The sequence below is a fragment of the Mesorhizobium sp. WSM4808 genome, from assembly GCF_055811675.1.
Window position 1 is genome coordinate 47,219 of the sequence record NZ_JBVVQX010000006.1, and the last position, 12,427, is coordinate 59,645.

Consider the following 12,427-nt stretch of genomic DNA (forward strand, 5'->3'; position numbering starts at 1 on the left):
CGCCAGGTAGGCAGACGAATAGTTAGACGGGACGGGCGGAAAAAACACCGGTCCGGGTGCGGTGTTGGCATCTTTTGCAATCAGGCGCGGCGATATGGGCGATTTTTGGGTGTTTGGCTATGGCTCGCTGATCTGGCGGCCGGGATTCGCGCATGTCGAGACACAGCGTGCCCGCCTGCACGGCTATCGGCGCTCGCTCTGCGTCTATTCCTTCGTGCATCGCGGAACGCGCGAGCGGCCGGGGCTGGTGCTCGGCCTCGACCGTGGCGGGTCCTGCGTCGGCCTCGCATTCCGCGTCCCCGGCGACTTGCGCGACGAGGTCATGGCCTATCTTCGCGAGCGCGAACTGGTCACCAATGTCTATCTGGAGCGCATGCTCAAGATTCGCCTCGACGGGGGCGATACGGTCGACGCCGTGGTCTACATCGTCGACCGCCAGCACGAGCAATATGCCGGAGCGCTCGACGTGGCGGATGCGGCGGCCGTGGTGCGCGGCGCGGTCGGCCAGTCCGGCAACAACGAGGACTATGTGCTGAGCACGCTGGAGCATCTCGAGGCATTGGGCATAAGCGACCACTGGCTGGAGGATGTCGCCAGCCAGGTCGCGCCTTTGTGAAGCTGGCTCTGCGGAAAAAGGCGGCCAGGCCTTTGACCTCGTTCAGGCAAGACCTAGGTTAGGCTCCGACCCTCAGCCCGCGGGCGCCATTTGCCCGCCCCAATCATCCCGGAGATCCGCCTTGCAGAAACGTCGTCTCGGTCGCACCGACCTGTCCATCGCGCCGCTGGTTCTGGGCGGCAATGTCTTCGGCTGGACCGCCGACGAGAAAACCTCGTTCGACCTGCTCGACCGCTTCGTCGGCGCCGGCCTCAACGCCATCGATACGGCGGATGCCTATTCGCGCTGGGTTCCCGGCCACAAAGGCGGTGAATCGGAAACCATCATCGGCAAATGGATGAAAGACCGTGGCAATCGCGACAAGGTCGTGGTGATCACCAAGGTCGGTTCGGATATGGGGCAGGGGCACAAGGACCTGTCCGCCGCATACATCGAAAAGGCCGTCGACGCATCGCTGAAGCGGCTGCAGACCGAAGTCATCGACCTCTATCTGTCGCACTGGCCGGACCCCGCAACGCCCTATGAAGAAACGCTTGGCGCCTACGAGAAGCTGCTCGCCAAGGGCAAAATCCGCTATGCCGGCTGTTCGAATCTCGACGCCGGCCAGTTGCGTGCCGCACTCGATGTGGCGAGCTTGCGCAGTCTGTCGCGCTACGAGGTGCTGCAGCCGGAATACAATCTCTACGATCGCTCGTCCTTCGATGGGCCGTTGCGCGATCTATGCGTGGCCGAGGACATCGGCGTCATCACCTATTTCAGCCTGGCCAAGGGTTTTCTCAGCGGCAAATACCGCAGCGATGCCGATCTCGGTCAAAGCCCGCGCGGCGGTGGCGTGAAAGACTACCTCAACGCGCGCGGCATGCGCATCCTTGCGGCACTCGACGCGGTTTCATCAAGGCATTCGGCCAAGCAGGCGGAAGTCGCGCTTGCCTGGGTGATTGCGCGGCCGGGTGTCACCGCGCCGATCGCCAGCGCCACCAAGCCTGAACAGATGGACAGCCTGATCAGGGCGGCGTCGCTGAAACTGACCGCCGCCGACATGGCCGAACTCGACAAAGCGAGCGGCTGAAGCTTCAGGCGCCGCGCCTCGCACGAACGTCCAAGACGCCCCTCTGGTCCTGCCATACTGTCTCTTCGCGCAAGGCAGGACAGAGGAGAAAATGACTGATCCGCTTCTTTCGCAGCCGGACTTTTGGGGACAACTTCTCGCGCTCGTGCTTGCCGCCCTGGTGATCATGGGCAGCCCGGGTCCGGCAACGATAAGCGTTACCGCCGTTGGGACCGCCTTCGGTTTGCGCCACTCGCTGGGCTATGCCTGGGGAATCATCCTGGGCACGATCGCCGTGCTTCTGGTTGTCGCGACCGGGGTCATGGCGGTGCTTACCTCGATGCCGAAGCTGGCGCCGTTGCTGGCTTTCGCCTCGGCGGCCTACATCCTCTATCTCGCCTTCAAGATCGCCACGGCGCCGCCCATGGCAGCACGCGGCGCGGAGGCTTCGTGTCCAACATGGCTGGCTGGATTCCTTCTCGCGGTCGCCAATCCGAAGGCCTATGTGGCAATCGCCGCCGTGTTCGCCGGTGCTTCGCCCAAACAGGGTAACACTGAGCTTGGTCCATGGCTGAAGCTGATGGCTCTCGCGCTGATGATCGTCGCCATCCATGCTCTGTGGCTTGTCTTGGGAGTGGCATTCGCGCGCTTCCTGCGCCGGCCGGCGGCCTCGCGGATCGTCAACCTGGTCTTTGCCGCGACGCTGGTGTTGACCACCGCGCTGGCCGTTTTCGGCTGAGAACTGCCGGCAGGAGACTTCCGGTTCAGGCTTTGTGTCTTGCGGCGTTGTCCAGCTCTTGCAGTCTTTTCACCGCTGTCGGCGGCAAGGCAGGCGGATTCGGGCCCCGCGCGGCATTAATCAGGAACTGGTCGCAGGCAGCCTCGGTCTCGCCGATCAGCCGGGCCATGAATTCGTCCTTGCTCAGTCCCGGTGGGATCGGCGGCAGGAAGCGCGCCTTCACGGTGCCGGGGTAGCGCAGAAATTTTCGACGCGGCCAATAGAGACCGGCGACATGGGCAACCGGCACCACCGGAACGCCAAGTTGCGCATAGATTTCGACGATGCCGTATTTGTAGGCCGGCTCGTCGCCCGGCGCGCGTCTTGTCCCTTCGGGGTAGATGATGAGCTGGCGAGGATTGCGCGCCATCTCCGCCTTGGTCGCGGCGACCACGGCCTTCAGCGCTTTCGAACGGCTGCCGCGATGAACCGGAATCATGCGCATCTTCATGATGTACCAGCCGAAGAACGGGATCCAGGTGAGCTCGCGCTTCAGGATGTAGAGAGGGTCGTGAAGATAGGGAAAGAAGGCGATCGCATCCCAGAACGACTGGTGTTTGGGGGCCAGGATGAAGGAGCCTTCGGGCAGGTTTTCCCGGCCGGTGATCTCGCTCTTCGTTCCGGCGATCTTGTCGTAAAGCCACATCGAGGTGCGCGACCAGAATTTCGGCACGAACCAGGCGCGGTGCCGGGGCGACAGGAAATAGTACGGGGTCCAGAGGATCATCTGGACGATCAGGTTGACGTAAAAGACGAAATTGAACGTCAGCGATCTGATGTAGAGCATTGGGGGGGAGCCCGGTGAGGAGGTGAGCGTTGGTTACACCAAGCGCGGGAAAAAAGGAAATGGCCGCAGGGCGCTTTGGTTGGCAACGAAGAAGGGTCGCCAATGGGAGATTGGCCTGGTTCCGCTACATCAGCTGTGCCAGCCGCTCCTTCAGGCGCGGGGCGGCAAAATCGAGGAATGCGCGCAGCTTGACCGGCAGCAGGCCGTGGCCCGCATGCACCAGGCTTACCGGCCACGACTTTGGCTCGAACTCCTGCAGCAGGATGCGCAGCGTGCCGGACCGCAGCGCGGCTTCGATCTGGTAGGAAAGCACGCGTGTCAGCCCGACGCCGGCAATCGCGGCATCGATGGCCGCTTCGGCGGTGTTGACCTGAAGCCGCGAGCGGACCCGAACCGGGATTTCGGCCTTGCCCCTGATGAAGCTCCAACTGGCGGCGGAGGCAAGTCCCTCGAAGGTGATGCAATCGTGTGTTTCCAGATCCTCCGGGGCCGTTGGCGTGCCGTGTTCGGCCAGATAGGCCGGGCTGGCGCAAACGACGCGGCGGATCGCGCCGACGCCGATGGCGACCAGGCTCGAATCGGGTAACTGGCCGATGCGGATGGCGAGATCGAAATGGTCCTCGACCAGCTGGGTTATGCGGTCGGCCAATGTCAGGCGGATGTCCACGTCGGGATAGGCGGCGAGAAAGCCGGTGACGACCGGCAGCACGTGCAGACGGCCAAAGACGACCGGCGCGGTGATGGCCAGTTCGCCGGTCGGAGCACTGTATTCGCCGGCTGCCGTGCGTTCGGCCTCGCCGACGTCGTCGAGGATGCGGCGGCAGGCGGCAATATAGGTCTGGCCGGCATCGGTCGGTGTTAGCCGTCGCGTCGAGCGATTCAGGAGGCGTGTGTTCAGATGGCGCTCGAGATCGGAAATCTTGCGGCTGACCGTCGCCAGCGGAATGCCGAAACGGCGGCTGGCTGCTGAAAGGCTGCCGGCCTCCACGGCGGCGACAAAGAGCGACATGGCTTCGAGACGATCCATAGCTTCTTCCGGAAAATGGAAGGACGGGTTACGAATATGTCATCTGCATTTGAATGATGGAAGGCTCTATATTGTGTCTGTCAGCCTGCCCGCAGCATGGCCCACAAAGGAGTTGCCATGTCCGAAGCCCGCCCGCCGATGCCGCCGTTTACCGCCGAGACATCAGCACAGAAGGCGCGCATGGCCGAGGATGCCTGGAATTCACGCGATCCGGCGCGGGTTGCGCTCGCCTATACCAAGGACAGCCGCTGGCGCAACCGCGCCGAATTCCTGCAAGGCCGCGACGCCATCCAGGCCTTCCTGACGCGAAAATGGAGTCGCGAGCTCGACTACCGGCTGATCAAGGAGGTCTGGGCCTTCCACGGCAACCGCATCGCCGTGCGTTTCGCTTACGAATGGCGCGACGACAGCGGTTCATGGTTCCGCAGCTACGGCAACGAGAACTGGGAATTCGATGAACACGGGCTGATGCGCCTGCGCATCGCCAGCATCAACGACTGCCGATCGGCGAGGCCGATCGTAAGTATCACTGGCCGCTCGGCCGGCGACCGGACGACCACCCGACGCTGTCGGAGCTCGGACTTTAGCATCTTGCCGCAAGGAAGCTTTCAATGAACGCGCATGCTTTCACCAGCGACGTCGCCTTCACGCCGACCGTCAAGGCGATCCAGGCCCGCAAGGGCTCACGTCAGTCCTATGCCCGCGTCGAGGAGCGTGGCGGCTGGCAGGCCGGCATCACCCCGGACCTTGCCGCCTTCATCGAAATGCAGACCAGCGTCTTCCTGTCGACCGCGAACGGCGAGGGGCAGCCCTATGTCCAGCATCGCGGCGGGCCGGCCGGCTTCCTCAAGGTGCTGGATGAACATACGATCGGCTTCGCGGATTTTTCCGGCAACCGGCAGTTCATCACGCAGGGCAATCTGGCCGACAATCCAAGGGCGTTCTTGTTCCTGATCGACTATATGCACCGCCAGCGCATCAAGATCTGGGGCACGGCGCGGGTCGTCGAGAGTGACGCTGAACTGATGGCGAAACTGATGCCGCAAGACTACAAGGCGCGCCCCGAGCAGGTCATCCTGTTCACCGTCTCGGCCTGGGATGCCAATTGCCCGCAGCATATTCCGCAACGGTTCGAGGCGGCCGACGTGGCGGCGGCACTCGGCGAGCGGGACAAGCGGATCGAGCGCCTTGAACAGGAGATCGCACGGCTCAGGGGAAATACGGGCGCGGCCGCAGCGGAATAATCAGCCGCCGGCCGCTGTTTCGGCCAGCGCTATGCCATTGGGCGTCGGCTTGACCGGCACGATGCCCCGCGCCAGCGCCAGCAAGTATTTGTTGTATTCGGTGAACAGCACGCGCAATGCCCGCGGCTTGGTCAGCCAGCCGCCATTGTCGAGGTTGGAATTGACCACCGGATAGGGCTCGAGCTTGGCGCCATGCAGCAGCCTGCCCATTTCCAGCAGGCTTCGGGGCATATGATAATTGTTGGTGACAAGGATCACCGTGCCATAGGCGTGGCTCTCGACCCATTTGGCGCTTTCCTCCGCATTGCCGATCGTATCGAGCGCGGCGCGGTCGATGTCGACGCAACAGGAGAACAGCTTCTTGTCGCCGCCGGTCGCCGCCTGCAACTGGCGACGGCTGGCCGAAGGATGGACGCCGCTGATCAGCAGCCGCTCGCCCTTGCCGGACGCCAGCAGATCCATCGCCGCATCAAGGCGGGACTGACCGCCGGTCAGCACGATGATCGCGTCCGCCTTGGCCGGATTGGCAGGCGTGGTCAGGTGACTGACCTTATTGGCGAACCAGCCGAAGCCGCCGGCAAACAATGTTGCGAGGATGAGGACAGAGAGAGCGGACAGGCGCAACGCGGCTCTTAGACGGCTCACAGTGGAGCGGCCATGCGAACGGGCAACCACCACTGGCATCTGCCCAGCCGTACCGGTCGAATCCCGCGCGTCCATCGCCATATGGTTAATCCTGAAATGCGGCTTTGGGTAGGTAAAAGACGCACTTTGCGTTACGTGAATTCTCCATCCGTGATCACCCTGTCCTATCTATGTCGTTGTCCCAAAACCGGTTCCCACTTTTGGGCGACATGAATTAGCCTGCATCCGGCTGGCGGACATCGATGTCGCTGAGATAGGCAACGACGGTGGCGTGGGACGTGGCAGCCGTCAGTCCGCCGATCACCAGCACCATCAACACGACACCGAGATAGCCTGCCGAACCGATGGCGAAATTGCCGAACAGGGCGGTCGCTTGGTCGGCCTGCGGCGTCGCCATATTGCGCGACGACCACCAGGAAAAGACGATGAAGACGAGCACTGCCGCGGCACCGCCAGCCGCCGCTCCCTTCATGCCGGTGACCAGGAAATGCCGGCGGAATTCGCGCGCGATGAAGCGTGCTTCGGCGCCGACGAAATGCAGCACTTCGATGATGTGACCGTTGCCGGCCATGGCGCCGCGCGTCGCGAACACCACGGTCAGCACGGTCGCCGACAGTATCAATGCCAGCACGGCAATGCCGATGGTCACCGTCGTGCGGGCCATCGCTACCAGCCGGTCGACCCAGGTGCGGTGATCGTCGAGCGATGCGCTCGGCAGTTTCGGCGTGATCGCGGCGCGCATGGCAGCGAAATCGGGCGGGCTGTTCTCGTCGATGGTGACGATGATCAGGCGCGGCACGGGTAATTCATCGATGTTGAGCCCCGAGCCCAGCCAGGGCTCAAGGAGCCTCGCGGTCGCCTCGCGGTCGATGATCCGGGTCGTCTTGACGCCAGGGAATTCACCGGCGATCTGGGAGGCCTGGGTAAGGGCTGCTTCCATGTCGAGGCCGTCGACCGGCTTGATCTGGATGGTCGCCTCGCGTGAAATCTGGTTCTCCCAGACGGACGCTGTGTCGCGCACCAGCGTCACCGCGCCGAAAGTCAGGCAGGACAGGAAGGTCATGATGGCGATGACCAGGACCAGTGCCCGGCCGGCGATGTTCTGCGCCGGCACGATCGGCGCCATCCTGCGCTGGGCGCGGGGCTTTGCCTCGGTCGCCTCGGCGTCCTGCTCCCGTTCCACAAAATGTTCGGCGGACAGTTCAGTCATAGATGTCCAGCCTTCCGCCGGCCAGGATCATGCGGCGCGCGTCGACCTGTTCCATCAGGCCAAGGTCGTGGGTGGCGATCACCACCGCGGTGCCGAGACGGTTGAGCTCGATAAACAGCCGCAACAGCCGTCGCGCCAGCGGCGGATCGACATTGCCGGTCGGTTCGTCGGCGAGCAGGATTTCCGGCTGCTCGATCAGCGCCCGCGCGATCGCCGCGCGCTGCTTCTCGCCGCCGGACAGAACCGGCGGCAGCACGTGCATGCGCTCGCCCAGCCCGACCCACTTCAACAGTTCGGTGACATCGGTGCGGTAGCTCGCCTCCTCGCGCCCGCGCACGCGCAGCGGCAGCGCGACGTTCTCGTAGGTGGTCATGTGGTCGAGCAGGCGAAAATCCTGGAACACCACGCCGATGCGGCGGCGCAGATGCGGCAATTCGGTACGCGAGATGCGCGAACGGTCCTTGCCAAAGATGGTGATCAGCCCGCGCGTCGGCTTCAGCGACATGAACAGCAAGCGCAGCAAGGTCGTCTTGCCGGCGCCCGAAGGCCCGCTGAGGAACTGGAAGGAGCGCTCCGGGATGTGCAGGGAGATGTCGCGGAGGATTTCCGGACCCATGCCATAGCGGAGGCCGACATTTTCGAAACGAATCAATTTCGACGACCTGAATTTCGGCTCGGCGGCGAGCCGGCCTGTTCTGGGTAAAGACCATCGGCCGGCATGGTTAACCGGCGGTTAATTTCTGGGCTCTTTCGGCTCGTCACGAGGGCTCCGGTGGGGAAGCGTTAACCATTTGTGTTTACGCAAAAGAAACGAAAAGCGAACACGTGCTGCAATGCTGGGGCCATGATGGCTGACGATCGAACCGCGCGCCCGGTTTCCGGCGAAATCATGACCGATCGGGCGGCAATCGCCGCAGCGGACCGGTTCATACGTGGTTCGGCTGCCGATATCGTCGATGCCGATTACGTGGTGATGCCGCGCCTTGCGCCTGCCGTGGAGAGCGTTTCGCCGCTGCCGCGTGCGATCGTCATGCCACCCGTCGCGGGCATGGACATGCTGCGCAAGCCCGAGGCCCTGCCGGAGCGGCTACCAGCCTCGCGCGGCGGGCCGATCTTCTGGGTCGCCGGTATCGGCGCTGCCTTGGCCGCGTTCTGGGTCTCCGGCGGGCACGCGGTGGTGCGCCAGGCGCCGTTCCCATCCAGCGCGCAGGCGTCGGCGCTCAGCATTTCGGGCGTCACGTCACGCGTCGACGCTACCGGGCCGAACGCCGCGCTGTTCGTCGATGGCGAGGCCGTCAATGATGGTGCGAAACCGACGCAGTTGCCGCCGCTCGAAATCCGGGTGACCGGCAATGACGGGCAGACTACCCGCTATACGTTGGGGACATCCGGCCGTTCGCTGGCGTCTGGCGAAAGATTCGGCTTTGCCAGCCGGCTCGACGTGCCTAGAAACGGTGTGAAGACCGTGTCGGTCACTTTCGCCGAATAGGCGATCACCGGGGAAGACCATCAATGCCCATCGTACGCGGCAAGGACATCGAGGTTCTGTTTTCAGCATCGGCGATCGCGCGGCGCAATCTCGAACTCGCCAAGGAGATTGCCGGACACGATTATCACGATCTGCTGGTGATCTCGGTGCTGAAGGGCTCGTTTATCTTCGCCGCCGATCTTATCCGGGCCATGCACGATGTCGGCCTGTCGCCGGAGGTCGAATTCATCTTCATTTCCAGCTATGGCGCCGGCACCAGCAGCGGCGAGGTGAGGGTGCTGCGCGACATCGACAATGAGGTCGCCGGCCGCGACGTGCTGCTGATCGACGACATTCTCGAATCGGGCAAGACGCTGAGCTTTACCCGCGAGCTGATGTTGTCGCGGGGCGCCAAGAGCTGTTCGATCGCCGTGCTGCTCGACAAGCGCATGCGCCGCCAGACCGAGCTCAATGCCGATTATGTCGGCTTCGACTGCCCCGACTATTTCGTCGTCGGCTACGGCATGGATGTAGCCCATGCTTTTCGCGAGTTGCCGTTTGTCGGTGTCGTCAAAGGGGATGTCTGAGCGGCATCAAAAAGGTTTGCTGATGCTTAGAGCGGTTCGCCGCTTCACGAAAACGCCGAACCGCTCTAGTTTTTTGTTTTGACGCAATTCCCAAGGGAAAGCGCTATGCGCTTTTCCCGGAAAACCGTCTCACACTTTTCCTGGATTGCTCGGGGACTTTCAGGAAAAGTCAACTTTTGGCGGCCAAATATGCCGGCCATGGCAAAGCTTCTGATCGTCGAGGACGATGAGTCCGTCCGCACCCTGGCCGCCCGCGCGCTTGAACGCGCCGGGCACACAATCGATATCGCGGCGGACGGCGCACAGGGACTTTCGCTGATCCAGGCGGCGCGTGGCGGCTACGATCTCGTCGTCTCCGATATCCGCATGCCGGAGATGGACGGCATCGAGATGGCGATCGCGGCTGCTGCATTGTTTCCGTCGATCAAGATCGTGCTGATGACCGGCTATGCCGACCAGCGCGAGCGCGCCGAGGAATTGAACGGCATCATCCTCGATGTCGTGCAGAAGCCCTTCACGCTGGCCGAAATCCGTTCGCGAGTCGAGCGGGCGCTGATCTGCTTCGCCTGATCAGGCTGGGTCGGCGGCAGCGAGCACAGGTGGAACATTCTTGCGCCGTTCGGTGTTGAGCGCCAGCAGACCGGCGCCGATGATCAAGGCAGCACCGATCACCGTCGTCGACCGCGGCACCTCGGCGAAGAACAGGAAACCCCACAGCGGCGACCACAGGATGCCGGTGTATTCGAAGGTGGCAACGCGGTTGGCCGGCGCCATCCGGTAGGCCTGCGACAGCAGGATCATGCCGGCGGAAGCGACGAAACCGCAGGCCGCCATCTTGAGAAAATCCGGCAGCGTGGGCCAAAGCCATGGCCGTACCAGGAATTCCAGGCTTGGGTGAACGGCGTGTGTGATGCCGGCCAGGTGAAACGCCCCGGCAACCACGGCGGCGCCGACCAGATAGGCGCCGTTCTGATAGAAGGCCATGACCGTGGACGATTCAGTATCGCCGATCTTGCGGGCCATCAGCTGCGAAAAACCATAGAGCGCCGCCGAGCCCAGCGACAGCAGCGCTGCCCAGTCGAACAGCCCTGCGCCGGGGCGCAGCATCACGAGGACGCCGAACAAGCCGATCAGCACGGTTGCCAGTGTCTGCCAGGAGACGCGCTCGCCAAGGTACGGCCCGGCCAGGACCATGATGAACAGCGGCGCCATGAAATAAAGCGCCACCGCATCGGCGAGCGGCAAAGCAGCGATGGCCAGGTAGTACATCGTATAGGAGGTGAACTGGATGAAGGCGCGCACCGTCAGCATGCCGAATCGCTTCGACAGGATCGCCCGCAAGCCGACATCGGCATGGACCAGAACGATCAGGATCGGCAGGGCGACGATCGAGCGGATCGCCATCACCTCGGTCACCGGATAGCCGCTCGACACGGCTTTGACGAGCGGATCCTGCAGCGAAAAGACCAGCACGCCGAGGCACAGGCTCGGGATGCCGCCCACCATCCGATTCTGCATCTGCATCCAGGCTCCTGCGCGTACGACCCGAAGCTGCCGCCTGCGGGGTAAAAAGAACCCGCCACCGTTTCGGGCAGCGGGCACGAGTGAGGACTCTTGATTGGTCCGCGGCTGATTTCGCAGCCGCATATCCAATGGGTATGGCGACTATCGTCCGCCGTTTGACATGTTGCAAACGAATTGGAATGATGCCAGCAATCAAATTCTCTTATGGCGGATTCCGTGCGGCCGACCCTCGACAGCGACCTCCTGCGAACCTTCGTGGCGATTGCCGAGACCGGCAATTTCACCAAGGCGGCGGAGCAGGCCGGCCGCACCCAATCCGCGGTGTCGATGCAGATGAAGAAGCTCGAAGAGCTGATCGGCGCCAGCCTGTTCGAGCGCGGTTCGCGCGGCGTCGCGTTGACGCGGCGCGGCGGCGAACTCATCGTCAACGCCCGCCGCATTGTCTCGCTGCTCGACGAGACGTCGGCATCGATGGCGGCAGCGCCGCTTGGCGGGCCGGTGCGCATCGGCATTCCGGAGGAATATGGCCACGCCATCCTGTCGCGCGCGCTCGGCGCCTTCTCGAAGCGTCATACACAGGTCGAGGTCACCGTGCGCTATGCCCATTCCGGGGCACAGATGGCGGCGCTCGCTGCCGGCGAACTCGATCTGTGCGTGGTGTTCGAATGGCAGGATCCCGCCGGCGGCGAAGTGCTGATGCACGACCCGACCGTGTGGGTGACGTCGACCCTGCATCACATGCATGAGGAACAGCCGGTGCCGATCGCGCTCTACAACCGGGCCGGCTGGTGCAAGGACTTCGCCATCAAATCACTGGAGCAGCGCGATCTTGCCTATCGTGTCGCCTATACCAGCGACACCACCGGCGGCCTCAAGCTCGCCGTCACCTCCGGACTGGCGATCGCGCCGATTTCGCGCAGCAACATTCCGGACGGCTGTCGTGAACTGACCACCGCGGACGGATTCGGCGCCATCGATTCCTCGAACGTGGTGATGCACCGCAACCCCAATGCGTCAGGTGAGGCGATCGACGGCATGCAGGATGCGATCCGCGAAGCCTTCGTCAACAGGCTCAGTCAGCCGGCGGCATCCTCGTAGAAATGCAGCCTGTTGCCGAACGGATCGGCGACCGACACCTCGCGGGTCTTCCAAGGCGTATCTTCCACGCCCGGCCTGGCGAAGCGGTAGTTTTTGCCGATCAGTTCGCCATGAAGAGCGGTGATGTCCTCGACCTCGATGCGCAGGGCGATGCCGGGTGCACCGTCGCCATGATGTTCGCTGAGATGCAGAACGCAGCCGTCGCGGCCGACCGCCACGTAAAGCGGCGCGTCGTCGGCGAAGCGATGTTCCCACTGCACCTCGAAGCCGAGGAAGCCGACATAGAATTCACGCGCCTTGGCAATGTCGAAGATGCGCAGGATGGGTGTGACAGCGCCAAGTCTGGGCATGGTGGTGCACCCGTGCGAGAGGTTTTCAGGTGAGATGGACGCGGG

The 12,427-nt window shown here is 63.3% G+C and carries 15 protein-coding genes and 1 pseudogene; 9 read left to right on the plus strand and 7 right to left on the minus strand.

Features of this window, described 5'->3' with window-relative positions:
* Positions 1-94 precede the first annotated feature (94 nt).
* The 3 genes from AC0L2U_RS12620 (at position 95) to AC0L2U_RS12630 (ending at position 2,403) form a co-directional block, all read left to right on the plus strand.
* Positions 95-616 (plus strand): gamma-glutamylcyclotransferase, encoded by a 522-nt coding sequence (locus AC0L2U_RS12620; RefSeq protein ID WP_127318398.1) that lies wholly within the window; start codon positions 95-97, stop codon positions 614-616.
* A 121-nt stretch (positions 617-737) separates the two neighbouring features.
* Positions 738-1,685, plus strand: a complete 948-nt coding sequence (locus AC0L2U_RS12625; RefSeq protein WP_128288217.1) for an aldo/keto reductase — start codon at positions 738-740, stop codon at positions 1,683-1,685.
* 91 nt (positions 1,686-1,776) lie between these two features.
* The gene (locus tag AC0L2U_RS12630) at positions 1,777-2,403 is read left to right on the plus strand and encodes a LysE family translocator (RefSeq protein ID WP_473601989.1); all 627 of its coding nucleotides are present in this window, start codon (positions 1,777-1,779) and stop codon (positions 2,401-2,403) included.
* 25 nt (positions 2,404-2,428) lie between these two features.
* On the opposite strand, the gene AC0L2U_RS12635 is transcribed toward AC0L2U_RS12630, so the two are convergent.
* Complete coding sequence (locus AC0L2U_RS12635) at positions 2,429-3,229, minus strand: lysophospholipid acyltransferase family protein (protein WP_128288215.1); 801 nt, start codon at positions 3,227-3,229, stop codon at positions 2,429-2,431.
* A gap of 124 nt (positions 3,230-3,353) precedes the next feature.
* The gene (locus AC0L2U_RS12640) at positions 3,354-4,256 is read right to left on the minus strand and encodes a LysR family transcriptional regulator (RefSeq protein ID WP_127809195.1); all 903 of its coding nucleotides are present in this window, start codon (positions 4,254-4,256) and stop codon (positions 3,354-3,356) included.
* 117 nt (positions 4,257-4,373) lie between these two features.
* Here AC0L2U_RS12640 and AC0L2U_RS12645 point away from each other — a divergent pair.
* Positions 4,374-4,843: pseudogene (locus AC0L2U_RS12645) on the plus strand (nuclear transport factor 2 family protein).
* Between the two features lie 24 nt (positions 4,844-4,867).
* Complete coding sequence (locus AC0L2U_RS12650; protein ID WP_128288213.1) at positions 4,868-5,500, plus strand: pyridoxamine 5'-phosphate oxidase family protein; 633 nt, start codon at positions 4,868-4,870, stop codon at positions 5,498-5,500.
* Here the strand turns inward: AC0L2U_RS12650 and AC0L2U_RS12655 are convergent, their stop codons facing one another.
* The 3 genes from AC0L2U_RS12655 to ftsE all read right to left on the minus strand — a co-directional run bounded on the left by AC0L2U_RS12655 (position 5,501) and on the right by ftsE (position 8,007).
* Positions 5,501-6,226, minus strand: a complete 726-nt coding sequence (locus AC0L2U_RS12655) for a YdcF family protein (protein ID WP_127270825.1) — start codon at positions 6,224-6,226, stop codon at positions 5,501-5,503.
* Positions 6,227-6,359: 133 nt separating this feature from the next.
* Positions 6,360-7,355 (minus strand): cell division protein FtsX, encoded by a 996-nt coding sequence (locus AC0L2U_RS12660; protein ID WP_128288212.1) that lies wholly within the window; start codon positions 7,353-7,355, stop codon positions 6,360-6,362.
* Positions 7,348-8,007 (minus strand): cell division ATP-binding protein FtsE, encoded by a 660-nt coding sequence (ftsE, locus tag AC0L2U_RS12665; protein ID WP_010911739.1) that lies wholly within the window; start codon positions 8,005-8,007, stop codon positions 7,348-7,350. Before ftsE ends, AC0L2U_RS12660 begins: the two co-directional genes overlap by 8 nt.
* A 192-nt stretch (positions 8,008-8,199) precedes the next feature.
* On the opposite strand from ftsE, the gene AC0L2U_RS12670 reads away from it, so the two are divergent.
* The 3 genes from AC0L2U_RS12670 (at position 8,200) to AC0L2U_RS12680 (ending at position 9,980) form a co-directional block, all read left to right on the plus strand.
* Positions 8,200-8,844, plus strand: coding sequence for a hypothetical protein (locus tag AC0L2U_RS12670; protein WP_128288211.1), 645 nt, complete (start codon positions 8,200-8,202; stop codon positions 8,842-8,844).
* A gap of 23 nt (positions 8,845-8,867) precedes the next feature.
* The gene (gene hpt, locus AC0L2U_RS12675; RefSeq protein WP_023811104.1) at positions 8,868-9,410 is read left to right on the plus strand and encodes a hypoxanthine phosphoribosyltransferase; all 543 of its coding nucleotides are present in this window, start codon (positions 8,868-8,870) and stop codon (positions 9,408-9,410) included.
* 198 nt (positions 9,411-9,608) lie between these two features.
* The gene (locus AC0L2U_RS12680) at positions 9,609-9,980 is read left to right on the plus strand and encodes a response regulator (RefSeq protein WP_027038124.1); all 372 of its coding nucleotides are present in this window, start codon (positions 9,609-9,611) and stop codon (positions 9,978-9,980) included.
* Here AC0L2U_RS12680 and AC0L2U_RS12685 read toward each other — a convergent pair whose 3' ends face one another.
* Positions 9,981-10,928, minus strand: coding sequence for a DMT family transporter (locus AC0L2U_RS12685; protein WP_473602067.1), 948 nt, complete (start codon positions 10,926-10,928; stop codon positions 9,981-9,983). It lies immediately after the preceding gene.
* A 210-nt stretch (positions 10,929-11,138) separates the two neighbouring features.
* On the opposite strand from AC0L2U_RS12685, the gene AC0L2U_RS12690 reads away from it, so the two are divergent.
* Positions 11,139-12,032 (plus strand): LysR family transcriptional regulator, encoded by an 894-nt coding sequence (locus AC0L2U_RS12690; protein ID WP_473564148.1) that lies wholly within the window; start codon positions 11,139-11,141, stop codon positions 12,030-12,032.
* On the opposite strand, the gene AC0L2U_RS12695 is transcribed toward AC0L2U_RS12690, so the two are convergent.
* Entirely contained in the window at positions 12,011-12,382 is a 372-nt protein-coding gene (locus AC0L2U_RS12695; RefSeq protein WP_128364524.1) for a glyoxalase superfamily protein, read from the minus strand. The genes AC0L2U_RS12690 and AC0L2U_RS12695 overlap by 22 nt on opposite strands.
* Between the last annotated feature and the right edge of the window lie 45 nt (positions 12,383-12,427).